A 23,802-nucleotide genomic window follows, 5' to 3' on the forward strand; every position below is an offset into this window, starting at 1 on the left:
CGTGGCCGTCCGGGACGAGGCCGCACCGCCTGGCGGCACCGCGCTGCCTCCGTGGGTGGCGGCCGCGATCACCTTCCTGTCCTCCGGCGCCGTCCTGGTGCTGGAGATCGTGGGCCTGAGGCTGATCGCCCCCTACGTCGGCGTCACCGTGCAGACCAGCACGGCGGTGATCGGCTTCGCCCTGGCCGCCATCGCGCTGGGCGCGTGGGTCGGCGGTGCGGTGGCCGACCAGGCCGATCCGCGCCGGCTGCTGGCCCCGCTGATGGTCGCCGGGGGCGCGCTGATCGTCGCCGTGCTGCCGCTGGTGCGCTTCACCGGCGAGGCGCTCTCCGGCGCGGATGCCGGGGGAGTCCTGCTGCTGGCCGCGGTCGCCGTGGTCGTGCCGGCGGCGCTGCTCTCGGCGGTGCCGCCGATGGTGGTGAAGCTGCAGCTGGCCAGCCTCGACGAGACCGGCGCGGTCGTCGGGCGGCTGTCGGGCATCGGCACGCTCGGCGGCATCGCCGCGACCTTCGCCACCGGCTTCGTCCTGGTCGCGATCCTCCCCAGCAGCGTGATCCTCGTCGGCACGGGTGCGGTCACCGCACTCACCGGCATCGCCGTCGCGGTGCTGCTGCGGCGGGTGCCGGGCGCCGGCCGGCTGCCCGTCGGACTGCTGGTGCTCGCGGTGGGCGGTGGCGTGCTCGCCGCCGTCGCGCCGACGCCCTGCGAGGAGGAGACCGCGTACCACTGCGCGCGGGTGGTGGCCGATCCGGAGCGGGACACCGGCCGGGTGCTGCTGCTCGGCACCCTGCGGCACTCCTACGTCGACCTCGCCGACCCCACCCACCTGGAGTTCGAGTACGTGCGGGCGGTCGCCGCGGTCACCGACGCGGCGTTCCCCGCGGGCGAGCCGATCTCCGCGCTGCACGTCGGCGGCGGGGGGCTGACGGTGCCCCGGTACCTGGCGGAGGTGCGACCGGGCACTCGCAGCCTGGTGATCGAGGTCGATCCCGGGGTCGTCGCGATGGACCGCGAGCAGCTCGGCCTGGAGACGTCGGACGAGCTGCAGGTGCGGGTCGCCGACGGTCGCGTCGGCCTGGCCGAGGAGTCGGCGGGGGAGCGGAACCTCGTCGTGGGCGATGCGTTCGGCGGGCTGTCGGTGCCCTGGCAGCTGACCACCCGGGAGGCCCTCGAGCTGGTCGACCGGTCGCTGACCGACGACGGCGTCTACGCGGTCAACCTCATCGACCACCCGCCGCTGGCCTTCGTCCGCGCGGAGCTGGCGACGATGCGGGAGGTGTTCGGGCACGTGGCCCTGCTGGCGCGCGCACCGGTGCTGGCGGGGGAGGACGGCGGGAACCTGGTGGCGGTGGCCTCGCGGAGCCCGCTGCCGGTCGACGCGATCGCCGAGGCGCTGCGGGATCAGGACCTGGCGTGGCAGGTCGCCGAGAGGGAGGGGCTCGACCGGTTCGTCGGCGACGCCGACGTCCTGACCGACGACTTCGCGCCGGTCGACCAGCTGCTGACCCCTTACGGCCAGCCCTAGCGGCCGATCGGTGCGGTGCGGGCGCGGGTGAGCCGCACCAGCTCGCCCGGGGCCAGCTCCAGCTGCAGCCCCCGCTTGCCGGCGCTGACCATGACCGTGGCGAACTCCAGTGCAGAGGAGTCGACGACCGTGGGCAGCGACTTCTTCTGGCCTAGCGGGCTGATCCCGCCCAGCACGTACCCGGTGGCCCGTTCGGCGTCGACCGGATCGGCCATGGCGGCCTTCCGTCCGCCCGCCGCCGCGGCGAGCGCCTTGAGGTCGAGGGTGCCGCTGACCGGGACCACCGCCACCGTCAGCGCCCCGTCCACGCGTGCCACCAGGGTCTTGAACACCTGCCGCGGATCGGCGCCCAGTGCGGCCACCGCGGCCTCGCCGTGTCCCTGGTCGGAGGGGTGCTCCGGGTCGTAGGGGTGCAGCACGTGCGGCACCTTCGCCTGCTCCAGGATCCGCACCGCCGGGGTCGCCGCCACGGCGCGGGACTGTAGCGATATCTGCCGACCGGGGAATGCGTCCGGCGGGGGGTGCCGTTGCACCGGCCGTGAGCAGCACCGTCTCCAGCACCCGTCCGAGGGTCGCGCACCGGCGTCCCCCGGGCCGCCCCGACGCCGCGCGGCTAGGATCGACCGATGTGGCGCCCCGCGTCCGGGGGCCTCAGAGAGGACGGTCGGTGCCTGAAGAGTCCGCGGTCGAGAACCCTGGCCAGCTGCCCGTGGCCGCACCCGTAGAGGTGCCCGAGGCCCGTGAAGGCGGCAGCCGGACCGAGGTCGCCGAGACCCGTGCCGAGCGCGACGCCCGGTTCGAGCGTGACGCGCTGCCCTTCCTCGACCAGCTGTACCCGGCGGCCCTGCGGATGACCCGCAACCCGGCCGACGCCGAGGACCTGGTCCAGGAGACGTTCGTCAAGGCCTACTCCGCGTTCCACCAGTTCGCCGAGGGGACCAACCTCAAGGCCTGGCTGTACCGGATCCTGACGAACACCTACATCAACAGCTACCGCAAGAAGCAGCGGCAGCCGCAGCAGTACCCCACCGAGCAGGTGCAGGACTGGCAGCTGTACGCCGCCGAGGAGCACAGCTCCACCGGCCTGCGGTCGGCCGAGATCGAGGCGCTGGACCACCTGCCGGACTCCGACATCAAGGAGGCCCTGCAGCAGCTGCCCGAGGACTTCCGCCTGGCGGTCTACCTGGCCGACGTCGAGGGCTTCGCCTACAAGGAGATCGCCGAGATCATGGGCACGCCCATCGGCACGGTGATGTCCCGGCTGCACCGCGGGAGGCGGGGCCTGCAGAAGCTGCTGGCCGACTACGCCCGCGAGCGCGGCTTCGTCCGTGCCGGTGCCGGTGAGGAAGCGAGCAAGTGATGAGCGACGACGCTGCGCGTGCCGGTGAGCCGATCGAGATCAACTCGTGCGACGACGTCCTGACGCACGTCTTCGAGTTCCTCGACAACGAGACGAACGACGACCGCCGGGCGGTGATCGCCGAGCACCTCGAGGACTGTTCCTCGTGTCTGCGCGAGTTCGGCATCGAGCAGGAGTTCAAGGCGCTGGTGCGCCGCCGCTGCGGTGGTGACAAGCCGCCGTCGGGTCTGCGCGACAGGATCAAGATGCAGCTGACCAGCGTGTCCTTCGAGGAGGACGGCACGCAGATCAGCGTCGAGCGCGTCACGATCGAGCGCACCGCCGAGTAGCAGCCGGAACCGCCCCGGAAGACGAAGAAGCGCCCCATCTCCGCGTGTGCGGAGGTGGGGCGCTTCTGCGGCCGTCAGGCGTTGGGGCGCTTGCCGTGGTTGGCCTTGCTCCCCTTGCGGCTGCGACGCTTGCGTCCACGCTTGGACATCGCTGCCCTCCTCTTCCGGTGCAGGTGGGCCGGGCGGCCCTGGTTCTCGCGGGGTCGAGATGCGGCACACGTATCGTGCGCGGCGTCGCCGAACCCGCCAAGCTGACGCGACAAGCCTCTCACGGGGAACCCGGCGACTTCGCCGGGCAGGGGAACGCAGGAGGAAATCGCAGTGCCGCAGCTGGAGATCGAGAGCGTTCTGGTCGCGGGACGAGGGCCGGCCGGCTGTGCCGCGGTCGCCGCGTGCGAACGGCTCGGCGTGAAGGCCGTGGCGGTGCACAGCGAGTCCGAGCGCTCCGCCCGGCACGTGCGGCTGGCCGACGACGCCGTCCTCCTGGGACCGGCGCCGGCCGCGGAGAGCTACCTGGCCGTCGACCGCATCGTCGAGGCCGCCCGGCGGACCGGGGTCGAGGCGGTGCTCCCGGTCCCGCCGGCACTGGCGGGGAACGCGCGGCTGGCCTCGGCGGTGCTCGCCGCCGGCCTGCGCTGGATCGGCCCGGATCCCGAGGTGCTCGAACGGCTGGGTGGCGACGGCGTCGAGCCGGCCAGCGAGCGCGGCTTCCTGGCGTGGGTGACCGCCGAGGGGCTGCGCTTCACCACGCCGGTGGCCCGCGACCGGGCGGCGGGGATCGCCCGCGTGTCGTGGACCCCGGATGTCCCCGAGCAGCTGCCGGCCGCTGCGCGCAGGCTGCCGGAGCTCGGGTGGCGCGGTCTGGTGACCGTGGGCATCTCGCCGGACGGCGAACTCGCCGAGGTCGCCGCCGGCTTCTCCCTGGACATGGCCGTGCTCGAGCGTGTGCACGGGGTCGACGCCGTGGAGCTCGCGCTGCGCAGCGCCGCCGGCCCGCGGGACACCGCTGCGGCCGCCGCCGGGCACGAGCCGCGCTCCGCCGTCGCCGTCCAGCTGCGGTCGACCCTCCCGCCCGGCACCGCCGGCCGGATCACCGGCCGGCTGCCCGGCTCGGGCCGGACCCCGGCGCCCTCTCCGGACGTGGACCTGGTCGCGGTCACCGGCTACGACCCCGGGGACCGGCTGGACGGCTGGTACGACGCCCTGCTGGCCACCGTGAGCGCCGGGGCCGCCGATACGGCGACCGCTGCGCGCGCGGCGAGCCAGGTGCTGTCCGGCCTGCCTGACGCAGGGGTGCCGCACGACGGCGCGGAGGTGTGCGCGGTGCTGGGGCGACTCGCCGCAGACCAGGCGCTGCCACGCAGCTGACGGCCGTCCGCGTGCTTGGATGAGGGCTCGCAGACGGTGTGAGCAGGAGGTCGCGGTGGCGGTCGAGGAGATCCACGCGGAGATGGTCTCCAGCGTCTGGAAGGTGCTCGTGGCACCGGGGACGCAGGTGTCCGCAGGGGACACGCTGGTGATCCTCGAGTCCATGAAGATGGAGATCCCGGTGCTGACCGAGCACGCGGGGACCGTGCAGGAGATGCACGTGGTGGAGGGGGAGGTCCTCCAGGAGGGCGACCTCATCGCCACCGTCGCCGCCGCCTGACGGCGGCGGGCTCAGTCGAGCTCTCGGGCGTAGACCAGTAGGTCCACGCCGGGCACCGGCGTCCAGTCCCGTTCCGGGAGCCGGACGAAGCCCAGCCGCTGGTAGAGCCGCTGGGCGGCGGTCATGCGGGTTCCGGTGGAGATGACCACGCGTCGCTTCCCGGCAGCCTTCGCGCGCGCCAGGCACTCCTGCACGAGCGCGACTCCGATCCCGCGTCCCTGGGCAGAGGGGTCCACCACGAGCATCCGGAAGCCGGCCTCGTCGTCGGACTCGGTCACCTCGCCGAAGTCGCCCTCGAGCACCAGGGCCACGCTGCCGACGACGCCGTGGTCGTCGCGCGCCACCAGCAGTTCGGCGCGCGTCGAGCGGCCGGGGACGTCGGCGAGCTCCACGGCGTAGCCGTCGGAGACCAGCCCGCCGTCCACGTAGGTGGTCACCGTGAGCTCGGCGATGCGGTCGAAGTCCTCAGGGGTCGCCGCCTCGATGCGCAGGGCGGGTACGGACACCACGTCGAGGAGCCTACGTAGGCTCCTCGGCACCATGAGCAGCCTCTCCGAGCGCCTCACGCGCGGCACGGCGTCCAACCCGGCCCAGGTCGACCACGCACGGCGGCTGGTCGCCGACTGGCAACTGCTGGCCGACCTCTCCTTCGCCGACCTCACGCTGTGGGTGCCGCTGGACTCCGGCGCCTGGTGGTGCGTGGCCCAGGTGCGGCCGCTGACCGCGTCGACGAGCCGGCCCGAGGACATGGTCGGCGAGGAGGTCGCCGGCGCCGAGGCGCAGCCCTTCACCGTCGCCTACCGGGACGGCCGGCCGGTCACCGAGGGGGAGCCGGACTGGACGGGGCTCGTGCCGCGACGCCGCGAGGTCATCCCGGTGCGGCACGAGGGCACCGTGATCGCCGTCCTGGCCAAGGACACCAACCTGGCGGTCACCCGCTCGCCGTCGACGCTGGAGCTCACCTACCTCGACATCGCCGCCGACCTCTGCCTGATGATCTCCGCCGGCTCCTTCCCGCCCGCGAAGCTGCAGGACGCCGAGATGGGGCCGCGGGTGGGCGACGGCCTGCTGCGGCTCGATGCCGCCGGCGCGGTCACGTACGCCAGCCCCAACGCCGTCTCGGCCTACCGGCGGATCGGCGTGACCTCCGACCTCGCGGGTGCGCCGCTCGCCGACGTCACCTGCCGGGCCGTGACCGACCGGGTGTCGGGGGAAGCGGCCGCGGCGGCCGTCTCCGCCGCCGTGGCGGGCCGGTATCCCGACCCGATCGACGTCGAGGCGGCCAGCGCCACGCTGCTGCTGCGGGCGCTGCCGCTGCTGGGGCCCGACGGCCAGCCCGGCGCCCTGGTGCTGGTCCGGGACGTCACCGACGTGCGGCGCAGGGACAGGGCGCTGCTGACCAAGGACGCGACGATCCGCGAGATCCACCATCGCGTGAAGAACAACCTGCAGACGGTCGCGGCCCTGCTGCGGCTGCAGGCCCGGCGGATGACCGAGCCCGCGGCCCGGGCGGCCCTGGAGGAGTCGGTGCGCCGGGTGGCCTCGATCGCGGTGGTGCACGAGACGCTGGCCGGCAGCCGGGAGGACGTCGTCGACGTCGACGACGTGCTCGACCAGGTGCTGCCCATGCTCGGCGACCTGACATCGATCGGACCGGCCGCCCGTACGCGGCGCACCGGCTCGTTCGGTGAGCTGCCCGCGGTCGCGGCGACCCCGCTGGTGCTGGCGGTGACCGAGCTCCTGCACAACGCCGCGGAGCACGCGTTCGCCGACGGTGAGCCCGGCGTCATCGAGCTGGTCGCCGAGCGCACCGGCGACGACCTGGTCGTGCGCGTGCGCGACGACGGCCGCGGACTGCCCCAGGACTTCGATCCGGCGGCCAGCGACGGGCTGGGGCTGCAGATCGTGCGCACCCTGGTGACCAGCGAACTCGGCGGCACGCTCGCGATGGGCTCACCGGAGGGTGCGCAGGGAACCGAGGTCGTGCTCGCGCTGCCGGGGGCGGGTCTGCCGCGCCGCTAGACCCGGGACAAGCGCCGAGGCCGGCCCGGGAGTTCCCGGACCGGCCTCGAGGCGGTCAGTGCGATCGCTGTGGTGCGGTGGGCGCCGGAAGTTTCCCGGCGCCCCGTCGTGCCGGATGTCAGGCGGTGCGGACCCGGGTGCGAGCCTGACGGCGCTTCAGCGCGCGTCGCTCGTCCTCGGAGAGACCGCCCCAGACGCCGGAGTCCTGGCCCGAGCGGAGAGCCCAGTCCAGGCACGACTGCACCACCGGGCAGCGCTGGCACACGGCCTTGGCCTGCTCGATCTGGCCGATTGCCGGGCCGGTCGTCCCGATCGGGAAGAACAGCTCCGGATCCTCGTCCCGGCAGAGCGCGCGGTGGCGCCAGTCCATGGCTTCGTACTCCTCGATGTCGTCTACGGTTGGGGTTGCTTCAGTCGCTTGCGTGGTCCGCCTCGCCGGGCCGACACCGGTTACCCAGCGCCTTGGCGGCAGCGACTGCCTGCTGTGTTACTGGCAGGTTGCGTTCCTCCAGCGATGTTTTCACGGGAAAGTCGCAAGTCAAGGGAATCAACCCCACCCCGGACCCCCGCGTGAGCAACCTCACCACGAGCGTGATAGGCCCGCCACTCGGCGGAGGGACCGCGCCGACGTGACGCTCGAGGGCGTGCTCAGGCCACGACGCGCAGGGCGGCCGGGACGTCCGTGATGCGCACGCCGGTCGCCGTCCCGAGGTGCTCGCCGTCGACCTGCCAGCCCTGGGGCCGTGCGGCGGTCAGCGACAGCGAGGGCAGGTCGTGCCAGCGGTGCAGCCCCTTGCCCCGCAGATCGGGCTCGGGGGACATCGTCTGGCGCAGCGCCCGCAGCATCCGGCTGGTGCTGGTGCGGCCGAGCGCGAAGACGTCCAGGCCGGTGTCGAACGAGGCCTGGGGAGTCGGGTTCACCGGCCGGTCGCCCAGGTAGGTCCAGGGGCTGACGTTGGAGACCAGGCAGAGGAACAGCTCCTCGACCGCCGGCTCTCCGGGCACCTGCAGCGTCATGGCCGGACGTCGGCGGTCGCGGCCGAACAGGAACGTCTTGGTGGCCTCCCGCACGTAGAGGGCGCCGGTCGACTTCCGGCCCTGCGCCCGGCGGGCCTCCACGCGGGCGATCACCTCGGCGTCGAACCCGAAGCCGGCGGCGAAGACGAACCAGCGGGGCGCGGTCCAGTCGCCGTCCGCCCGGTCCGCGTCGGCCTCGGCGACCGCCTCGGCCGCTCCCGGGGCCACCCCGGTGACGGCGGCCGTGCTGGTGCCCGTGGCGGTGATCGTGCCGAGCGAGACCGGACGCGTCCGGCCGGCGCGCAGCGAGGCGATGATCTCCGCAGTCGCCTCCACCGGGTCGCGGGAGCGCCCCAGGGCCCGGGAGAAGACGTTCGTCGAGCCTCCGGGCACGACCGCGAGCGTGGGCAGCCCCGGACGGGGCCCGCCCTCGAGCAGGCCGTTGACCAGCTCGTTCACGGTACCGTCGCCGCCGACGGAGACCACCACGTCGACGCCGTCGGCGGCGGCGCGGGCACCGAGCTCACGGGCATGGCCCCGGTGCTCGGTCTCGGCGATGTCGAGCTTGAGCTCGCTGGCGAGGGCGCCGACCAGGACGTCCCGCATCTTCGCGGAGGTGGTGGTCGCCGCCGGGTTGACCACCACGAGCGCGCGCATACCGCCAGGCTACTGAGCGCGGACCTGCCAGCGAGGACCGCCGCGTAATCTCGGGCCGTGACCGAGGACCGGAGTGCGCCGTCCCAGCCGCCTCGCCGGCTGGCCGACCGGCTGTTCGGCGCCGCCGCCGCCGAGCCCGCGCCCCGGCCCCCGCGCTCGGGGCCCGAGGCGCCGCCGTCGCTCCGCCGGGCCGCCCTCGCGGTCGCCGTCGAGGCCGCCGCCTTCGCCCTCGGCGCTCTGGTCCTGCTCTACCTGACCCTGACCGGCAACGCCGACAGCATCGCGCGCGCCCTGGCGGAGGTCGTGCTCGCCTCGCTCGCCGCCGCCGTCCTCGGTGCCGGCGCGCTGGGCCTCCGGCGGGTGGCGGGCTGGGCCCGCGGCCCGGTGATCGCGTTCCAGCTGTGCCTCGCGCTGGTCGGCTTCACGTTCGCGTTCTCGGCCCAGATGCCGCTGATCGGCCTGCCGATCCTGGCCCTCGTGGTGGCGGTGCTCTACCTGCTGGCGACGCCCGAGTCCCGGTTGGCCTACGTCGACCGCTGAGGTGGCAGGGCTCAGATCAGGTCGATGACGTCGGCGATCGAGTCCAGCACCCGGCTCGGCCGGAACGGGAAGCGGCTGACCTCGTCGGCCGCGGTGGACCCGGACAGCACCAGCACTGTCTCAAGACCTGCCTCGATGCCGGCGACGACGTCGGTGTCCATCCGGTCGCCCACCATGATCGTGGACTCGGAGTGCGCCTCGATCCGGTTCATCGCGCTGCGGAACATCATCGGGTTCGGCTTGCCGACGAAGTAGGGCTTCGCGCCGGTCGCCGCGGTGATCATCGCCGCGACCGAGCCCGTGGCCGGCAGCGGGCCCTCGTTCGACGGGCCGGTGACGTCCGGGTTGGTCGCGATGAACCGGGCGCCGTTGCCCACGAGCCGGATCGCCCGCGTGATGGCCTCGAACGAGTAGGTGCGGGTCTCGCCGAGGACGACGTAGTCCGGGTCGGTGTCGGTGAGCGTGTAGCCGGCCTCGTACAGCGCCGTCGTCAGGCCCGCCTCGCCGATGACATAGGCGGAGCCCCCGGGCAGCTGCGAGCTGAGGAAGTCCGCCGTCGCCAGGGCGGAGGTGAAGATCGCCTCCTCGGGGACCTGCAGGCCGCCGCGGGCGAGCCGGGCGGCGAGGTCCCGCGGGGTGAAGATCGAATTGTTGGTCAGCACCAGGAACCGGCGGCGGCGCTCGACGAGCCGGTCCAGGAACTCCTTGGCGCCCGGGAGGGCGTGGCCCTCGTGGACCAGGACGCCGTCCATGTCGGTGAGCCAGCACTCGATCGGCCCGCGCTCGGTGGTCACGGCGTCCACGCTAGTGCCGGATCGGGGTTGCGCGGCGCGCACTCAGCGGGGCACCGAGAAGTTCGCCAGCGCGTCATCCGTCAGACGGAAGACCGTCGACCCCTTCATCGGGACCGCACCCGCCGCCTCGTAGAACTCGATCGACGGCGTGTTCCAGTCCAGGACCGACCACTCCAGCCGGGAGTAGCCGCGTTCGACGCAGACGCCGGCGAGCGCGCCGAGCAGGGCCCGGCCCAGGCCGCGGCCGCGGTGCTGCGGCTGGACGTAGAGGTCCTCGAGGTAGATGCCGTGGGTGCCGCGCCAGGTGGAGAAGTTGAGGAACCACAGCGCGATGCCGACGACCTCGCCGTCGAGCTCGGCGACGTGCCCGAAGAGGGCGGGGGCGTCGCCGAAGAGGCTGTCGGTGAGCTGCTGCTCGGTCAGGCGCACCTCGTGCGGCGACGCCTTCTGGTGGTCGGCGAGCTCGCGCACCAGGCCGACGACGGCGGGCACGTCCTGGGGCCGGATGGCGCGGACGGTCATGACAGGGCCTCCCGGAGGCGGGCCGGCACCAGCTTCGCCAGCGGCGCGAACACCGGCACCAGCACGGGCGCGAAGAGGTAGCCGTAGGCGAGCACGCAGCCGGTGACGACGGGGGCGATCGCGAACCCGATCACCAGCAGCACCGCCCCCGCGACGAGGCCGTAGGGGCGGCCGCTCTTGGGGCTCACCAGCGAACGGAACGAGCGGAAGCGGACCGTGCTGACCATCAGCAGCGCGGGGACGGCGACGATCAGCAGCACCCAGAGCCGGTCGCGGCCCTGCATGTCGTCACCGAAGGCGAAGACCGACGCCAGGACGACGCCGGCGGCGCCCGGGCTGGGCATGCCGATGAAGTACCGCTTGTCCGCCGTCGGGTCGATCGTGGTGTTGAACCGCGCCAGCCGGATCGCCGCGCAGGCCACCCACAGGAAGCAGACGACCCAGCCCAGGGGATCCCAGCCGTCCTTGCCCTCGGAGAACAGCGTGAAGGCCAGGAGCGCGGGCGCCAGCCCGAACGAGACGAGGTCGGCGAGCGAGTCGAACTGAAGACCGAACGGCGTCACCGCGCCGACCAGCCGGGCGACGGCGCCGTCGGTGATGTCGAAGACGACGGACAGCCCGATGAGGATGGCGGCGAGATCGTGGTCGCCCCGGATCGACACCAGGATCGCGAAGAATCCGCAGAACATGTTGGCGAGCGTGAAGAGGCTGGGCAGGGTCGCCAGGGCCCGGCGCCGGCTGCCCCGGACCGAGCCCCGGACGAACTCGACGGTGGCGGTGCGGCGGGTCTGCGGGGGGCGCTGACCGGACGCGGAACTGGGCACGCCGATGCTCCTCAGCCGGCGGGCCAGCGGGCGATGACGGTCTCGCCGCCGCGCACGCGCTGCCCCTTGGTCACGGTGATCGCGCACTCCGGTGGCAGGAACACGTCCATCCGGGAGCCGAACTTCATCAGGCCCATCCGCTCACCGGTGGCCAGCGTCTGCCCGACGCCGGTGCGGGTGACGATCCGGCGGGCCAGCACGCCGACGATCTGCCGGAACACCACGGTGCGGTCGCCGTCGCGCAACCACAGCTCGCTGCGCTCGTTCCGGTGCGCGGACTCCTTGCGGTAGGCGGCCAGGAAGCTGCCCTTGCGGTAGGAGCTCTCCACGACCTCGCCCCGGTAGGGGGAGCGGTTGACGTGCACGTCGACGACCGACAGGAAGACGCTCACCTGCTGCCAGTCGCCCTCGGGCGCGACGCCCTCCTGCGGCTCGCCGGACACCATCACGACGCCGTCGGCGGGGGAGAGGACCTCGTCGGGGCCGGCCGGGGTGGAGTCGCAGCGGCGGTCGGGGTCGCGGAAGAACAACGCCATGTAGGCGGAGAGGCCCAGGAACGGCCAGGCGGCCGCGCGCGCCCAGCGCCGGCCGGTGGCGCGGCCTCCAGCGGCGAGGAGAGCGGCAGGAGCCAGCGGTCCGGTGATGAAGGGCCAGCCGGCGGGGTCGATGCGCATCGTCTGCAGACCGTACCGGCCGCGCCCCGAGTCGGTCCGGACGTCGTCTGGCTCAGGCAGGTCCCGAGGCGATCCCGGGGTCCGCCCCCTCCTCGGTGGCGCGCGCCCGGGGCGGGCCGCCGTACCAGTCGAGGCAGACCATCGTGGCGTCGTCGCGGAGGTCGCCGCCGGTCTCGTCGAGCACCGCCCGGCCGAGGGCGTGCACGACCTCCCGCGGGTGGAGGTCGGCGGTGTCGGCGAGGGCCTGGGCGACGTCCAGGTTGACGGCGTTGCGCTCCTCCATGCCGTCGGTCAGGAAGATGACCCGATCGCCGGGCTCCAGCGGGAACGTCTGCACGTCGAAGGACTTGCCGGGCACGACGCCGGAGGGCGGGTCGACCCGCAGCTCGACCTCCTCCACCTTGCCGTCGCGCAGCCGCAGCGGGAGGACGTGCCCCGCGTTGACGACCCGCGCGGTGCCGGTCTGCAGGTCGATCCGCACCAGCTGACCGGTGACGAACTGCCCGGGATCGGCGTTCTCCAGCAGGGCGTCGTTGGCGTAGGTCGCCTGCTCGGCCAGATCCATGCCGCGGCGCCGGCCGTTGCGCAGGGCGCCGACCAGCAACGTGGCGAGGAGCGCGGCGGCCACCTGGTGGCCGACCGCGTCGGTGATCGACACCTGCAGGCAGTCGCGGTCCAGCGTGTAGTCGAAGGTGTCTCCACCCACCGTGCTGGCCGGCTCCAGCCATCCGGCGAGCGTGAACTGGCCGGCCTCGCACGTGTAGGTCGCCGGGAGCAGCCGACGCTGGATCTCGGCGGCCAGAGCGAACTCGGTGGAGCGCTGACCCCACTCGAAGACGTCGGTGTGCCGTCGGGCGGCGATGACGACGTAGGCCAGCGCGTGCGCGGCGGTGCGGACGTCGGCGAGCTCCTTGGCCGACGGGCGCCGGGCCAGGTCCAGCTCGATGACGCCGATCACGTCACCGCGGTCGGTGACCGGCACGACCACCACGGCTCGGTCGCCGAACTCCCGCACGTCGGCCTCCTGCGTCCGCAGGACCTGCTCGTAGACGGTGCCTGCCAGCGGGATCGTCTCGGCCTGCTCGACGCCCTGGCCGCGAGCGCCCTCGACCGCGGCGGCGGAGGTCAGCCGGACGACGGCCCGGCCGGTGAAATCGGCGATCAGCAGCGTCACGCCGCGGGCCTCGACCATCGCGCCGAGCGCCTCGGAGACAGCTTGCACGGCCTCGATGGGTGCTGCGTCCTCGACCTTCTGCAGCAGGGCTCCGACGTCGATCACGTAGTCCTCCGAGCCGCGCATGGCCAGACCCTAGGCGCAGACGCGGCGTCGCCGGGGCGGGAGGTGTTCACGAGACGGCGCTGCCGGACCACCCACGGGGTGATCCGGCAGCGCGGCCCGTCCCGAGGCTCACCCCGAGTGTGCGAGGGGTGAGGAGGACGGGGTGTTTCTTCAGGCGGCTGCCTTGGTCTCCCAGAAGATCTTGTCGATCTCGGCGATGTAGTCGAGCAGCTTCTGGCCCTCGGCGGGGTCCATGCTGCCCTTGCCGCCGGCGGCACCGGCCTGCTTGGTGGCCTTGTTGAACAGCTCGTGCAGGTGCGGGTACTTCTCGAAGTGCGGGGGCTTGAAGTAGTCGGTCCACAGCACCCACAGGTGGTGCTTGACCAGGTCGGAGCGCTGCTCCTTGATCAGGACGGCGCGCATCTTGAAGACCTCGTCGTCGCTGGCCTGGTACTTCTCCTGGATGGCCTTGACCGACTCGGCTTCGATGCGGGCCTGGGCGGGGTCGTACACGCCGCAGGGGAGGTCGCAGTGCGCGGTGGCCTCCACGGCGGAGAACATGCGGGTGAGACGCATGGAGATGCCTCCGGGGTTCGTGGGGTTGTGTCGTCTGCGACCCTACTCGCGGTGATCCACGAGGACAGTGCGAGAGAGCGCACGCCCGGCCTGCCCACCCCGTGGGTGCTGGTGCGGGTCAGCGGCCCGTCGATGTCCCCGACCGTGCGGGACGGCGACCGGCTGCTCGCGCGGCGGCTGCGCGCGGGCGCCCGCGTGCGTGCCGGCGACGTCGTCGTCGCGCGCTTCCCGGCGCGTCCCGAGCTCCTGGTGGTGAAGCGGGCCGCTCGTGCCGTCGAGGGCGGGCACTGGGTGGAGGGCGACAACGACCTGCTCACCGACGACAGCCGCTCCTTCGGTCCCGCCCTCGTCGTCGGCCGCGTGGTGGGCCGGATGTGGCCGCGGCCGGGCCGGCTGCCGGGTCGTCCGGACCTCGGGTCAGACCTGCCGTAGCTGCGCGTACCGCTCGGCGCACTGCTCCATCGTGGGCAGCAGCCCCTGCTCCCGCGCCTCGGCCAGGGTGGGCGCTGCCTGGTCCTTCGCCGACAGCTCCAGCTGGACGTCGGTCGGCCACGGCAGGGCGAGGTCGGGGTCCATCGGGTGGATGCCGAACTCGCGGGTCGGGTCGTAGCCGGAGGACACCAGGTACGTGACGGAGGTGTGGTCGTCGAGCGCGACGAAGGCGTGGCCCAGCCCCTCGGACAGGTAGACCGCGCGCGGCTGGTCGCTGTCGAGGACGACCGAGTCGTGCACGCCGAAGGTGGGGGAGCCGACCCGGACGTCGACGACCACGTCGAGCACGCGGCCGGCCGGGCAGTAGATGTACTTGGCCTGACCGGGGGGCACCAGGGCGAAGTGCACGCCGCGGAGGACCCCTCGGGCGGAGACGCTGTGGTTGGCCTGAGCGAGGGGCAGAGGGTGTCCCACTGCCTGGGAAAGGGCATCGGCGCGGTACCACTCAGTGAAACGTCCTCGCGTGTCACCGTGCGGTACGAGGTCGATGACATAGCTGTCGGGCACGGCGAGCTCGCTGATCTCCACGACGGAACCGTAGCGACAGCCGCCAGTCCGGCCCGGTCTACGCTCCTGAGCCCATGAGTGGAAATCCGGCGCCCGAGCAGCATCCCGACCGCTTCGCCGACGACCCGGCGTTCGCGGTGCACGAGGGCGGCAAGCTCGCTGTGGCCTCCACGCGCCCGATCTCCTCCATCGAGGACCTCTCGCTCACCTACACGCCGGGCGTGGCCCGCGTCTCCAGCGCCATCCACGCCGAGCCCGACCTGGCCCGCCGCTTCACCTGGGCCCCGCGCGTGGTCGCCGTCGTCTCCGACGGCACCGCGGTGCTCGGGCTCGGCGACATCGGCCCGGCCGCGGCGCTGCCGGTCATGGAGGGCAAGGCCTGCCTGTTCAGCGAGTTCGCCGGCCTCTCCTCGGTGCCGATCGTGCTGAGCACCACGGACGTCGACGAGATCGTGGACACCGTCATGGCGATCGCGCCGTCCTTCGGTGGCATCAACCTCGAGGACATCAGCGCCCCGCGCTGCTTCGAGATCGAGGACCGGCTGCGCGAGCAGCTCGACATCCCGGTCATGCACGACGACCAGCACGGGACGGCGATCGTCGTGCTGGCCGCGCTGCGCAACGCCGCCAAGGTCGTGGGCCGCGAGATCGGCGACCTCCGGGTCGTCGTCTCCGGCGCCGGCGCCGCTGGTGTGGCGTGCACGAAGATCCTGCTCGAGGCGGGCGTCGGTGACATCTCCGTCGCCGACTCGCAGGGCATCCTGCACGCGGGCCGCGAGGTCAGCGGCAGCAAGCAGTGGCTGGTGGAGAACACCAACTCCGCCGGGTTCGCCGGCACGATGATGTCCGCGCTCGAGGGGGCCGACGTCTACCTGGGCGTCTCCGGCGGGTCCGTGCCCGAGTCGGCGATCGCCTCGATGGCGCCGAACGCGATCGTCTTCTCGCTGGCCAACCCGACGCCCGAGGTGGACCCGGAGATGGCCGCCAGGTACGCCGCCGTCGTCGCCACGGGGCGCAGCGACCTGCCGAACCAGATCAACAACGTGCTGGCGTTCCCCGGCGTCTTCCGCGGCGCCATCGACGCCGGCGCCACGAAGATCACCGAGGAGATGAAGCTGGCGGCCGCGACGGCGATCGCCGACGTCGTCGGCGACGACCTGCGGGCGGACTACATCGTGCCCAGCCCGCTGGACCGGCGCGTGGCCACTGCGGTCGCCGAGGCCGTCGCCGCCTGCGCCCGCGAGCAGGGCATCACCCGCTGACGTCGCAGGTGCCCGGCCGGAACTGCGGCCGGGCACCCGGCGACTCAGTCGCCCTTGACGTTCACCAGCTGGCGAAGCGTGTGCCGGATCTCCACCAGGTCCGCGGCGTCCTTCATGACGACGTCCACGTCCTTGTAGGCCGCGGGGATCTCGTCGAGGAAGGCGTCGCTGTGCCGCCACTCGATGCCGGTCATCGCCTTCTCCAGCTGGGCGCGGGTGAAGGTCTTGCGGGCCTTCGTCCGGGAGAAGACCCGGCCCGCACCGTGCGGTGAGCTGTTCAGCGACTCCGGGTTCCCCAGGCCGACCACCACGTAGCTGGCCGTCCCCATCGAGCCGGGGATGAGGCCTGCCTGCCCCTTCCGCGCCTCGATGGCGCCCTTGCGGGAGACCCACAGGTCCACGCCGTCGTGCCGCTCCTGCTGGGTGAAGTTGTGGTGAGCGTTGATCCGCTCGAGTTCGGGCGTGCTGTCGGCGCGCATGTGCACCGCCAGCGCGTCGGCCACCCGGTCCATCATCTCCTCGCGGTTGAGCAGGGCGAAGTGCTGCGCCCACCGCAGCTCGGCGATGTACCGGTCGAACTCCGGCGTGCCCTCCTCGAGCCAGGCGAGGTCCCGGTCGGGGAGGTCGAGGTTCTCGTCCCGAGCCCGCTGCTGGGCGATCGCGATGTGCTTCTGGGCGATCTTGTTGCCCACGCCCCGGCTCCCGGAGTGCAGGAACAGCCAGACCCGCTGCTGCTCGTCGGCGGTCACCTCGATGAAGTGATTCCCCGACCCGAGGCTGCCCAGCTGCATCGTCCAGTTCCCGGCCGTCTGCGTGACCGAGCCGAGCACCTTCGGTCCGAGCTCCTCGGCCTTGGCCTCCAGCTCCTCGACCCGCCGGCGGGCGGTCTCGGTGAGCTTCTTGTTGTACCGGCCGGCCGAGAGCGGCACGTTCCGCTCGATGTCACCGCGCAGCGGCGCCAGCGACCCGCGACCGCGGACCTCCTCGACGGTCCACGGCGTGCGGACGGCGATCATGCCGCAGCCGATGTCGACCCCGACGGCGGCCGGGATGATCGCGCGCTCGGTCGGCAGCACCGAGCCGACGGTCGCGCCCTTGCCGAGGTGCGCGTCGGGCATGAGCGCCACGTGCGGGCGGATGAAGGGCAGCGTGGCAGTGCGCTCGGCCTGCCGCAGGGTCTCGTCGTCGAGAATGCTGGCCCAGTTCAGGAGCTTGTCGGACAGTCTTTCCACACCGCTGAGTCTGCGGGCCGCGGCCGGGGACGGCGAACGCTTTTCGCCGTCAGCCCGAGCTGAGCAGTCCGGCCACGATCGGGTCGACGGTCAGATGCAGCCCGGTGTTGGCGTAGGCGAAGTAGAACGTGGCGATGCCGAACGCGGGCACCAGCACCGCCTTCTCCAGGCCGGTACCGGTGCGCAGCGGCGACAACGTGATCCGCCCGCGGTTGAGCAGCCAAATGACCGGCACGGGGACGCCGGCGGTGGTGAGCGCATCCCCGAGGATGTGGGTGAGGACGCCGGCGGCCACGGCATACGGCAGCCACGCCGGGTTCGGCATGTGCGTGAGCAGCAGCCAGGCGCCGCCCCAGGAGAGCACCAGGTTGCCCAGGATCGTCGTCTCCGCACGCCCCGGAATCACGAAGTGCAGCGCGTGCAGGGCCAGCCCGATGGCCAGGGCCAGCACCAGCAGGCTCGACCAGAAGGTCTCTGCGGCCAGGACTGCCAGCGCACCGAAGGCCAGTGGCGCCAGGATCGCGTCGTGGGTGCCCCAGCGGTGCCCGCCGGTGATCGCGCCAATGCCGCCTGAGGGCACGTCGGTCACCGGGCCCCACATGTCGGAGACCGTGGAGCCCCGGTGGTCGAGGTCCGGCAGCATCGCGAAGCCGCCTACTGCGGCGATCCAGGCCCCTTGGGCGACGGCGCCGTGCACCGGTGCCCAGGGCAGGGTGGCGGCGCCGACGGCAAGACCGGAGAGCGCGTGCGTGTGGCCGAGCATGTACTGAGGGTCGCGCCGCGCGCACGGCATCGTGCGGAGGCGCGCTGGTCAGTCGTCGAGCAGGTGGTGCAGCAACCGCTCGGGGTCGTCGAGGAAGGCGCGCCAGTCCTGGACCAGGTCGAGCTCCGACCACTCGCGCGGCGTGCAGCCGTCGCCGTCCAGCTCGTACACCAGCGCGCCCGGCAGGGCGGCCAACAGCGGGGAGTGGGTGGCCAGCAGGACCTGTGACCCCGCGGCGACGACCCCGTCGAGCAGCGCGAGCAGGCGCAGCGAGGACCGGAACGACAGCGCCGACTCCGGCTCGTCGAGCACCCACAGGCCGCGCTCGGTCGTGCGCTCCTCGAGGAAGGCGAGGAAGCCCTCGCCGTGCGACCGGGCGTTCAGCGGGCCACCGAAGGCCCGGACGCCGTCAGCTCCCTCGTCGAGCGAGCTGAAGTGGCCGTGCATCGCCTCCGCGCGCAGGAAAGCCCCGCCCTGCGGGCGCGGGTACTCGCCGTGCAGCTCCAGCTCGCCCCACAGCTCCGACTCGTCGGGGGAGGGGAGCGGACCCCAGTGCTTCACCGCAGCGGTCAGCGACCGCTGCCAGGCGCGTGCGACCGCCTCCACCAGCGTGGACTTGCCGCTGCCGTTCTCGCCCACCAGCACCGTCACCGGCGCCAGCTCCAGCCCACCGGTGCGCAGCTGCGCGATCGCGGGCAGGTCCCAGAACCAGCCGTCCGGCGCGCGGAGGTCCGGACGTACCGCGACCCGCGCCAGCGGCAGCCCGGAGCTCACTGGAACGGCCCCGCCCAGGGCCCCGCCCCGAGCCTGCGAGGGGCGGGGAGGGCGGGGTCCTTCAATCGTCGAGGTCGTCGTCGTCCGTGCCGCCGCGAGCCAGCCAGGTGGCCAGCCGCTCGACGGGCACCTCGAAGTCGGGGTGCTGGTCGACGAACGCCTGCATCTGGTCGGCCAGCCAGGCGAGGGTCACCTGCTCCTCGCCCCGCCGGCCGGCCAGCTCCTCGAGTCCTCGATCGGTGAAGTACATCGGCGGCTCAGGAGGTCGCGAAGGCCTCGGCGACCAGCTTGCGCTGCTCGACCTCGTGCACCTTCGCCGAACCGACGGCCGGGCTGGCCGACGCCCGACGGCTGACCCGCCGCAGCTTCCGGCCCTCGGGCAGCTCCTCGGGCAGGTTGACGGCCATGAACTGCCAGGCGCCCATGTTCGCCGCCTCCTCCTGCACCCAGACGACGTCCGAGGCGTTCGGGTAGCGCTCCAGCTCGGCCCGGATCTGCTCGGCCGGCAGCGGGTAGAGCTGCTCGACGCGGACGACCGCCGTGTCGGCGATGCCCTCGGACTCCCGCTGCGCCATGAGGTCGTAGGCAACCTTGCCGCTGCAGAGCAGCACCCGCTTCACGGCGGAGGCGTCCAGCGGCTCGCCGCCGACACCGGTGTCGGACAGCACCGGACGGAAGCTCTGCTCGGTGAAGTCCTCCACCGCGCTGACCGCGGCCTTGGCCCGCAGCAGCGACTTGGGTGTGAACACGACCAGCGGCCGGTGCACGTCCGACAGCGCCTGACGACGCAGCAGGTGGAAGTAGTTGCCGGGCGTGGTGCAGTTGGCGACCGTCATGTTGTTCTCGGCGCACAGCTGCAGGAACCGCTCGGGCCGCCCGCTGGAGTGGTCGGGGCCCTGCCCCTCCATGCCGTGCGGCAGCAGCAGGACGACGCCGGAGCGCTGGCCCCACTTGGCCTCGCCGGAGCTGATGAACTCGTCGATGACCATCTGGGCGCCGTCGACGAAGTCGCCGAACTGGGCCTCCCAGAGGACCAGCGCCTTCGGGTTGGCCACCGAGTAGCCGTACTCGAAGCCGACGGCGGCGTACTCGCTCAGCAGCGAGTCGTAGACGAAGAACTTCGCCTGGTCCTCGGTGAGGTTGGCCAGCGGCGTGTACTCGGCGCCGTTCTCCCGGTCGATCAGGACCGAGTGGCGCTGCACGAAGGTGCCGCGGCGGGAGTCCTGGCCGGCCAGCCGGACCGGCACGCCCTCCATGAGCAGCGAACCGAAGGCCAGCAGCTCGCCCATCGCCCAGTCGACGCCACCCTCGCTGACCATCGCGGCCCGGCGCTCCAGCATCTTCTGCAGCTTCGGGTGCGGGGTGAAGTCCGGCGGGAAGGAGACGTGCGCGTCGCCGATGGCCTTGAGCACCTCGGGCGTGATCGCCGTCTTGAGCATGGACTCCTGCGGCGTGCGCGGGTCCATCACCGGCTCGGGCTTGGACGAGTCCTGCGCGTCGTGCGTCTCGGCGAAGGCGCGCTCCAACTGGCCGCGGTAGTCCTTCAGGGCCTCCTCGGCCTCCTCGAGCGTGATGTCACCGCGGCCGACCAGCGCCTCGGTGTACAGCTTCCGGACCGAGCGCTTGCGGTCGATGATGTCGTACATCAGCGGCTGGGTCATCGACGGGTCGTCGCCCTCGTTGTGCCCGCGGCGGCGGTAGCAGACGAGGTCGATGACGACGTCCTTCTTGAACGCCTGGCGGTACTCCACGGCCAGCCGGGCGACCCGGACGCAGGCCTCCGGGTCGTCGCCGTTCACGTGGAAGATCGGCGCGTTCACCATCCGCGCGACGTCGGTCGAGTACAGGCTCGACCGCGCCGACCCCGGGCTGGTGGTGAAGCCGACCTGGTTGTTCACGACGACGTGCACGGTGCCGCCGGTGCGGTAGCCGCGCAGCTGCGAGAGGTTCAGCGTCTCCTGGACCACGCCCTGGCCGGCGAACGCGGAGTCGCCGTGCAGCAGCACCGGGAGGACGGTGAAGCCCTCCTCGCCCTTGTCGATCATATCCTGCTTGGCGCGGACGACGCCCTCGAGCACGGGGTTGACCGTCTCGAGGTGCGAGGGGTTGCTGGCCAGCGAGACGGCGATCTCGGCGTCGAGCTTGAACGGGTTGGAGAAGGTGCCGGTGGCGCCGAGGTGGTACTTCACGTCGCCGGAGCCCTGGACGGTGCCGGGGTCGATGTTGCCCTCGAACTCGCCGAAGATCTTGGCGTAGCTCTTGCCCAGCACGTTGGCCAGGACGTTCAGCCGGCCGCGGTGCGGCATGCCGATGGCGACCTCGTCCAGGCCGTGGTCGGTGCCGGCGAGCAGGACCTCGTCGAGCACCGGGATCAGCGACTCGCCGCCCTCGAGCGAGAACCGCTTCTGGCCGACGTACTTGGTCTGCAGGAAGGTCTCGAAGGCCTCCGCGGCGTTCAGCCGGCCGAGGACGTGCTTCTGCTTCTCGCGGTCGGGCTGCTCGTGCTTGACCTCGATGCGCTTCTGGAGCCAGTCGCGCTCCTCGGGGTCGGTGATGTGCATGTACTCCACGCCGACGGTGCGGCAGTAGGAGTTGCGCAGCACGCCGAGGATGTCGCGCAGGGCCATGAGCTTCTCGCCGGCGAAGCCACCGACCGGGAACTGCCGGTCGAGGTCCCACAGGGTGAGCCCGTGCTGGAGGATGTCGAGGTCGGGGTGGGTGCGGACCTTGAACTCGAGCGGGTCGGTGTCGGCCATGAGGTGGCCGTTGCGCCGGTAGGCCTCGATGACCTCGATGACCCGGGCTTCCTTGTCGATCTGGCCCTCGCGCGTGCTCCGCACGTCCGGCATCCAGCGCACCGGCTCGTAGGGGATGCGCAGCGACCGGAAGACCTCGTCGTAGAAGCCGTCCTGGCCCAGCAGCAGCGAGTGCAGCCGGCGCAGGAAGTCACCGGACTCGGCGCCCTGGATGATCCGGTGGTCGTAGGTCGAGGTCAGCGTGATGATCTTCGAGACGGCCATCTCGGTCAGCGCGTCGGGGTTCATCCCCTGGAACTCCGCGGGGTACTCCATGGCACCCACGCCGATGATCGCGCCCTGGCCGGCGGTCAGCCGCGGCACCGAGTGGTTGGTGCCGATCGTGCCCGGGTTGGTCAGGCTGATCGTGGTGCCGGAGAAGTCGTCCATCGTCAGCTTGTTCTGTCGGGCGCGACGGATGATGTCCTCGTAGGCGGCCCAGAACTGAGCGAAGTCCATCTCCTCGGCGCCCTTGATGGAGGCGACGACGAGCGAGCGGGAACCATCGGGCTTCGGCAGGTCGATGGCCAGGCCGAAGTTGACGTGCTCCGGGGTCACGAGGACCGGCTTGCCGTCGACCTCGGCGTAGCTGTTGTTCATGTTCGGGAAGGCGTCCAGCGCCCGGACCAGCGCGTAGCCGATCAGGTGGGTGAAGGAGATCTTCCCGCCCCGGCCGCGGGCCAGGTGGTTGTTGATGACGATGCGGTTGTCGGCGAGGAGCTTCGCCGGCACGGCCCGCACGCTCGTGGCCGTCGGCACCGTCAGCGACATGTTCATGTTCTTGACGACGGCGGCCGACGCCCCGCGCAGGGGGGACTGCTTGCCCGCGCCCACCGGGGGCTTGGGTGCGGCGGGGGCCGGGCTGGAGTTCTGCACGGGCGCGCTCCCCGCAGGCTTGGACCCGGCGGCCGGGCTCTGGACGTCGGGCTGGGCGGGGGCGGCCGGCTTGGCGGGCGCCGCCTGCTCGGCGGGCGCGGGCTTCGCGGGCGCCTGCTGGGCGGGCTTCGCCCGCGCGGCGGAGGCATTGCCGTTGGCCTTGGCTGCGTCCTCGCGCTCGCCACCGTCGACGGGGCTGCCCGGCCGGTAGTCGGCGAAGAACTCGTGCCAGGCCTGATCGACGCTGGACGGGTCGGCGAGGTACTGCTGGTACATCTCCTCGACCAGCCACTCGTTGGTGCCGAACCCGGCGACCTGAGGCGAGGCGGACGAGGACTTGGATGAACTCACGCTTGACACGGGGTCGAGTGCCTTCTTCGTCTTGGGGCTGCGTCTGAGGGGCATCGCTGAACCGGGTGTCGACTCTACGCCCGTGAGCGGCGGTCGTCCGGGTGCGGACAAGGACCCGCGTGCTTTTCCCCGCCTCGGGGTCGGTGCCCGCTGCTCAGTGAGTGGCGCCGCGGGCGACCAGCAGCTCGACCAGCGCGTCGCTGCCGGTCGCGGCGTCCTCACCGGCGGAGCGGTGCCGGGCGGCGGAGACCCGGCTGATGTCCAGCGCGCTCGCGCCGTCGTGGGTGGTGGCGTCGACGTCGGCTCCCGAGTCCAGCAGCAGGCCCACGATGTCGGGCGCGGAGTCGGCCGGAGCCTCGGCGACGGCCGAGTGCAGCGGGGTGCGGCCGGTGTCGGCGTCCCGGCCGTCGACAGCGGCCCCGGCGTCGAGGAGCAGGCGGACCAGCTCCAGGTGCCCGGCCCTGGTCGCGGCGTGCAGCGCGCCGCCGTCGGCGTCCGCGCCCCGGTCGAGCAGCAGGCGGGCCGTTCCGGCCGCGCCACCGAAGGCCGCCCAGGAGAGCAGGTCGACGCCGGTGGTCGGGTCGGTGAGGGGCGCGCCGCCGTCCAGCTCGGCGCGCAGGGTGTCGACGTCGTCCAGGTACGCAGCACTCGGGGCGTCCACCGCGGCGCCGTGGGCCACCAGCACCGGCACCAGGTCCGGCGCGTGCTCCAGGGCCACGTGCAGCGGGGTGCGGTGGTGCTCCGTCCGGGTGGACAGGTCCGCGCCGGCCGACACGAGGACGTCGACGACGTCGGACCGGCCCGTGGCGACGGCGAGGTGCAGGGGCGTCCAGCCGTCCTGCCCCTCGCGCTCGACGGTGCCCGACAGCAGCCGAGGGGCGTCGGCGACGGCCGACCGGACGGCCTCGGCCTCGCCGTCGGCGATCAGCCGGCCGAGTCGCTGCACGGTCATGCGAGTGGTCACGCGGACTCCGTTCTCCGAT

At 72.7% G+C, this 23,802-nt stretch carries 27 protein-coding genes; 9 read left to right on the forward strand and 18 right to left on the reverse strand.

Annotated features, from left to right (window positions below):
- The first annotated feature begins 1 nt into the window (after position 1).
- Positions 2–1,525, forward strand: a complete 1,524-nt coding sequence (locus LBW97_RS15495) for a fused MFS/spermidine synthase (RefSeq protein ID WP_224500256.1) — start codon at positions 2–4, stop codon at positions 1,523–1,525.
- Here LBW97_RS15495 and ybaK read toward each other — a convergent pair.
- Positions 1,522–1,995, reverse strand: coding sequence for a Cys-tRNA(Pro) deacylase (ybaK, locus tag LBW97_RS15500; protein WP_224500257.1), 474 nt, complete (start codon positions 1,993–1,995; stop codon positions 1,522–1,524). The two genes, LBW97_RS15495 and ybaK, sit on opposite strands and share 4 nt — an antisense overlap.
- A 197-nt stretch (positions 1,996–2,192) precedes the next feature.
- Here ybaK and LBW97_RS15505 point away from each other — a divergent pair, with 197 nt between their 5' ends.
- Together LBW97_RS15505 and rsrA are read left to right on the forward strand one after the other, a co-directional pair.
- A complete protein-coding gene (locus tag LBW97_RS15505) occupies positions 2,193–2,885 on the forward strand; it encodes a sigma-70 family RNA polymerase sigma factor (RefSeq protein WP_308010486.1) in 693 nt (230 codons plus the stop codon).
- Positions 2,885–3,214, forward strand: a complete 330-nt coding sequence (gene rsrA / locus LBW97_RS15510; protein ID WP_224500258.1) for a mycothiol system anti-sigma-R factor — start codon at positions 2,885–2,887, stop codon at positions 3,212–3,214. Before LBW97_RS15505 ends, rsrA begins: the two co-directional genes overlap by 1 nt.
- Positions 3,215–3,288: 74 nt before the next feature.
- On the opposite strand, the gene LBW97_RS20635 is transcribed toward rsrA, so the two are convergent.
- A complete protein-coding gene (locus tag LBW97_RS20635) occupies positions 3,289–3,363 on the reverse strand; it encodes a 50S ribosomal protein bL37 (protein ID WP_099459150.1) in 75 nt (24 codons plus the stop codon).
- Positions 3,364–3,535: 172 nt separating this feature from the next.
- On the opposite strand from LBW97_RS20635, the gene LBW97_RS15515 reads away from it, so the two are divergent.
- A complete protein-coding gene (locus LBW97_RS15515; RefSeq protein WP_224500259.1) occupies positions 3,536–4,582 on the forward strand; it encodes a biotin carboxylase N-terminal domain-containing protein in 1,047 nt (348 codons plus the stop codon).
- A 55-nt stretch (positions 4,583–4,637) separates the two neighbouring features.
- Entirely contained in the window at positions 4,638–4,862 is a 225-nt protein-coding gene (locus LBW97_RS15520; RefSeq protein WP_224500260.1) for a biotin/lipoyl-binding carrier protein, read from the forward strand.
- A gap of 11 nt (positions 4,863–4,873) precedes the next feature.
- Here LBW97_RS15520 and LBW97_RS15525 read toward each other — a convergent pair whose 3' ends face one another.
- Positions 4,874–5,371 carry a GNAT family N-acetyltransferase gene (locus tag LBW97_RS15525; RefSeq protein WP_224500261.1) on the reverse strand — a complete coding sequence of 166 codons (498 nt, stop codon included), beginning with the start codon at positions 5,369–5,371 and terminating at the stop codon, positions 4,874–4,876.
- A gap of 31 nt (positions 5,372–5,402) precedes the next feature.
- On the opposite strand from LBW97_RS15525, the gene LBW97_RS15530 reads away from it, so the two are divergent.
- On the forward strand, positions 5,403–6,884 hold the full coding sequence (locus tag LBW97_RS15530) for a sensor histidine kinase (protein WP_224500262.1): 1,482 nt from the start codon (positions 5,403–5,405) through the stop codon (positions 6,882–6,884).
- A gap of 118 nt (positions 6,885–7,002) precedes the next feature.
- Here the strand turns inward: LBW97_RS15530 and LBW97_RS15535 are convergent, their stop codons facing one another.
- Both LBW97_RS15535 and LBW97_RS15540 read right to left on the reverse strand, forming a co-directional pair.
- Positions 7,003–7,254: a WhiB family transcriptional regulator gene (locus LBW97_RS15535; RefSeq protein WP_104525605.1), complete on the reverse strand. Its 252-nt coding sequence runs from the start codon at positions 7,252–7,254 to the stop codon at positions 7,003–7,005.
- A gap of 278 nt (positions 7,255–7,532) precedes the next feature.
- On the reverse strand, positions 7,533–8,558 hold the full coding sequence (locus tag LBW97_RS15540) for a diacylglycerol kinase family protein (RefSeq protein ID WP_224500263.1): 1,026 nt from the start codon (positions 8,556–8,558) through the stop codon (positions 7,533–7,535).
- A gap of 57 nt (positions 8,559–8,615) precedes the next feature.
- Here LBW97_RS15540 and LBW97_RS15545 point away from each other — a divergent pair, with 57 nt between their 5' ends.
- Entirely contained in the window at positions 8,616–9,098 is a 483-nt protein-coding gene (locus LBW97_RS15545; RefSeq protein ID WP_224500264.1) for a hypothetical protein, read from the forward strand.
- 11 nt (positions 9,099–9,109) lie between these two features.
- Here LBW97_RS15545 and LBW97_RS15550 read toward each other — a convergent pair whose 3' ends face one another.
- The 6 genes from LBW97_RS15550 to sodN all read right to left on the reverse strand — a co-directional run bounded on the left by LBW97_RS15550 (position 9,110) and on the right by sodN (position 13,767).
- Positions 9,110–9,892 carry an HAD-IIA family hydrolase gene (locus LBW97_RS15550; protein ID WP_224500265.1) on the reverse strand — a complete coding sequence of 261 codons (783 nt, stop codon included), beginning with the start codon at positions 9,890–9,892 and terminating at the stop codon, positions 9,110–9,112.
- A gap of 42 nt (positions 9,893–9,934) precedes the next feature.
- A complete protein-coding gene (locus LBW97_RS15555; protein WP_224500266.1) occupies positions 9,935–10,414 on the reverse strand; it encodes a GNAT family N-acetyltransferase in 480 nt (159 codons plus the stop codon).
- Entirely contained in the window at positions 10,411–11,238 is an 828-nt protein-coding gene (gene pssA, locus LBW97_RS15560) for a CDP-diacylglycerol--serine O-phosphatidyltransferase (protein WP_224500267.1), read from the reverse strand. The genes LBW97_RS15555 and pssA overlap by 4 nt, the downstream gene beginning before the upstream one ends.
- Positions 11,239–11,249: 11 nt before the next feature.
- The gene (locus LBW97_RS15565; protein ID WP_224500268.1) at positions 11,250–11,912 is read right to left on the reverse strand and encodes a phosphatidylserine decarboxylase; all 663 of its coding nucleotides are present in this window, start codon (positions 11,910–11,912) and stop codon (positions 11,250–11,252) included.
- A gap of 52 nt (positions 11,913–11,964) precedes the next feature.
- A complete protein-coding gene (locus LBW97_RS15570) occupies positions 11,965–13,212 on the reverse strand; it encodes a PP2C family protein-serine/threonine phosphatase (RefSeq protein ID WP_224500269.1) in 1,248 nt (415 codons plus the stop codon).
- Between the two features lie 150 nt (positions 13,213–13,362).
- Complete coding sequence (gene sodN / locus LBW97_RS15575) at positions 13,363–13,767, reverse strand: superoxide dismutase, Ni (protein ID WP_224500270.1); 405 nt, start codon at positions 13,765–13,767, stop codon at positions 13,363–13,365.
- A gap of 51 nt (positions 13,768–13,818) precedes the next feature.
- On the opposite strand from sodN, the gene LBW97_RS15580 reads away from it, so the two are divergent.
- A complete protein-coding gene (locus tag LBW97_RS15580; RefSeq protein ID WP_224500271.1) occupies positions 13,819–14,199 on the forward strand; it encodes a S26 family signal peptidase in 381 nt (126 codons plus the stop codon).
- Here LBW97_RS15580 and LBW97_RS15585 read toward each other — a convergent pair.
- Positions 14,185–14,787, reverse strand: coding sequence for a dTDP-4-dehydrorhamnose 3,5-epimerase family protein (locus tag LBW97_RS15585; protein WP_224500272.1), 603 nt, complete (start codon positions 14,785–14,787; stop codon positions 14,185–14,187). The genes LBW97_RS15580 and LBW97_RS15585 overlap by 15 nt on opposite strands.
- A 53-nt stretch (positions 14,788–14,840) precedes the next feature.
- Between LBW97_RS15585 and LBW97_RS15590 the strand changes: the two genes are divergently transcribed.
- Positions 14,841–16,028, forward strand: a complete 1,188-nt coding sequence (locus LBW97_RS15590; protein ID WP_224500273.1) for an NADP-dependent malic enzyme — start codon at positions 14,841–14,843, stop codon at positions 16,026–16,028.
- Positions 16,029–16,072: 44 nt separating this feature from the next.
- On the opposite strand, the gene LBW97_RS15595 is transcribed toward LBW97_RS15590, so the two are convergent.
- The 6 genes from LBW97_RS15595 to LBW97_RS15620 all read right to left on the reverse strand — a co-directional run bounded on the left by LBW97_RS15595 (position 16,073) and on the right by LBW97_RS15620 (position 23,783).
- Positions 16,073–17,260 carry an RtcB family protein gene (locus LBW97_RS15595; RefSeq protein WP_224500274.1) on the reverse strand — a complete coding sequence of 396 codons (1,188 nt, stop codon included), beginning with the start codon at positions 17,258–17,260 and terminating at the stop codon, positions 16,073–16,075.
- A 49-nt stretch (positions 17,261–17,309) separates the two neighbouring features.
- Entirely contained in the window at positions 17,310–18,023 is a 714-nt protein-coding gene (locus tag LBW97_RS15600) for a metal-dependent hydrolase (protein WP_224500275.1), read from the reverse strand.
- A 48-nt stretch (positions 18,024–18,071) separates the two neighbouring features.
- Positions 18,072–18,797 carry a hypothetical protein gene (locus LBW97_RS15605; RefSeq protein WP_224500276.1) on the reverse strand — a complete coding sequence of 242 codons (726 nt, stop codon included), beginning with the start codon at positions 18,795–18,797 and terminating at the stop codon, positions 18,072–18,074.
- A 61-nt stretch (positions 18,798–18,858) separates the two neighbouring features.
- Positions 18,859–19,047, reverse strand: a complete 189-nt coding sequence (locus LBW97_RS15610) for a DUF6104 family protein (protein ID WP_224500277.1) — start codon at positions 19,045–19,047, stop codon at positions 18,859–18,861.
- A gap of 7 nt (positions 19,048–19,054) precedes the next feature.
- Positions 19,055–22,819, reverse strand: coding sequence for a multifunctional oxoglutarate decarboxylase/oxoglutarate dehydrogenase thiamine pyrophosphate-binding subunit/dihydrolipoyllysine-residue succinyltransferase subunit (locus LBW97_RS15615; RefSeq protein WP_224500278.1), 3,765 nt, complete (start codon positions 22,817–22,819; stop codon positions 19,055–19,057).
- Positions 22,820–22,973: 154 nt separating this feature from the next.
- Complete coding sequence (locus LBW97_RS15620; protein WP_224500279.1) at positions 22,974–23,783, reverse strand: ankyrin repeat domain-containing protein; 810 nt, start codon at positions 23,781–23,783, stop codon at positions 22,974–22,976.
- Positions 23,784–23,802 lie beyond the last annotated feature (19 nt).

The sequence above is a fragment of the Blastococcus sp. LR1 genome (assembly GCF_020166105.1).
GTDB lineage: Bacteria > Actinomycetota > Actinomycetes > Mycobacteriales > Geodermatophilaceae > Blastococcus.

Bases quoted from the DNA above. Each gene is read 5' to 3' on its own strand.
- rsrA (WP_224500258.1), top strand. From the start codon at position 2,885: ATGAGCGACGACGCTGCGCGTGCCGGTGAGCCGATCGAGATCAACTCG.
- LBW97_RS15530 (WP_224500262.1), top strand. From the start codon at position 5,403: ATGAGCAGCCTCTCCGAGCGCCTCACGCGCGGCACGGCGTCCAACCCG.
- LBW97_RS15535 (WP_104525605.1), bottom strand. From the start codon at position 7,254: ATGGACTGGCGCCACCGCGCGCTCTGCCGGGACGAGGATCCGGAGCTG.
- LBW97_RS15540 (WP_224500263.1), bottom strand. From the start codon at position 8,558: ATGCGCGCGCTCGTGGTGGTCAACCCGGCGGCGACCACCACCTCCGCG.
- LBW97_RS15555 (WP_224500266.1), bottom strand. From the start codon at position 10,414: ATGACCGTCCGCGCCATCCGGCCCCAGGACGTGCCCGCCGTCGTCGGC.
- LBW97_RS15565 (WP_224500268.1), bottom strand. From the start codon at position 11,912: ATGCGCATCGACCCCGCCGGCTGGCCCTTCATCACCGGACCGCTGGCT.
- LBW97_RS15570 (WP_224500269.1), bottom strand. From the start codon at position 13,212: ATGCGCGGCTCGGAGGACTACGTGATCGACGTCGGAGCCCTGCTGCAG.
- sodN (WP_224500270.1), bottom strand. From the start codon at position 13,767: ATGCGTCTCACCCGCATGTTCTCCGCCGTGGAGGCCACCGCGCACTGC.
- LBW97_RS15590 (WP_224500273.1), top strand. From the start codon at position 14,841: ATGAGTGGAAATCCGGCGCCCGAGCAGCATCCCGACCGCTTCGCCGAC.
- LBW97_RS15600 (WP_224500275.1), bottom strand. From the start codon at position 18,023: ATGCTCGGCCACACGCACGCGCTCTCCGGTCTTGCCGTCGGCGCCGCC.
- LBW97_RS15610 (WP_224500277.1), bottom strand. From the start codon at position 19,047: ATGTACTTCACCGATCGAGGACTCGAGGAGCTGGCCGGCCGGCGGGGC.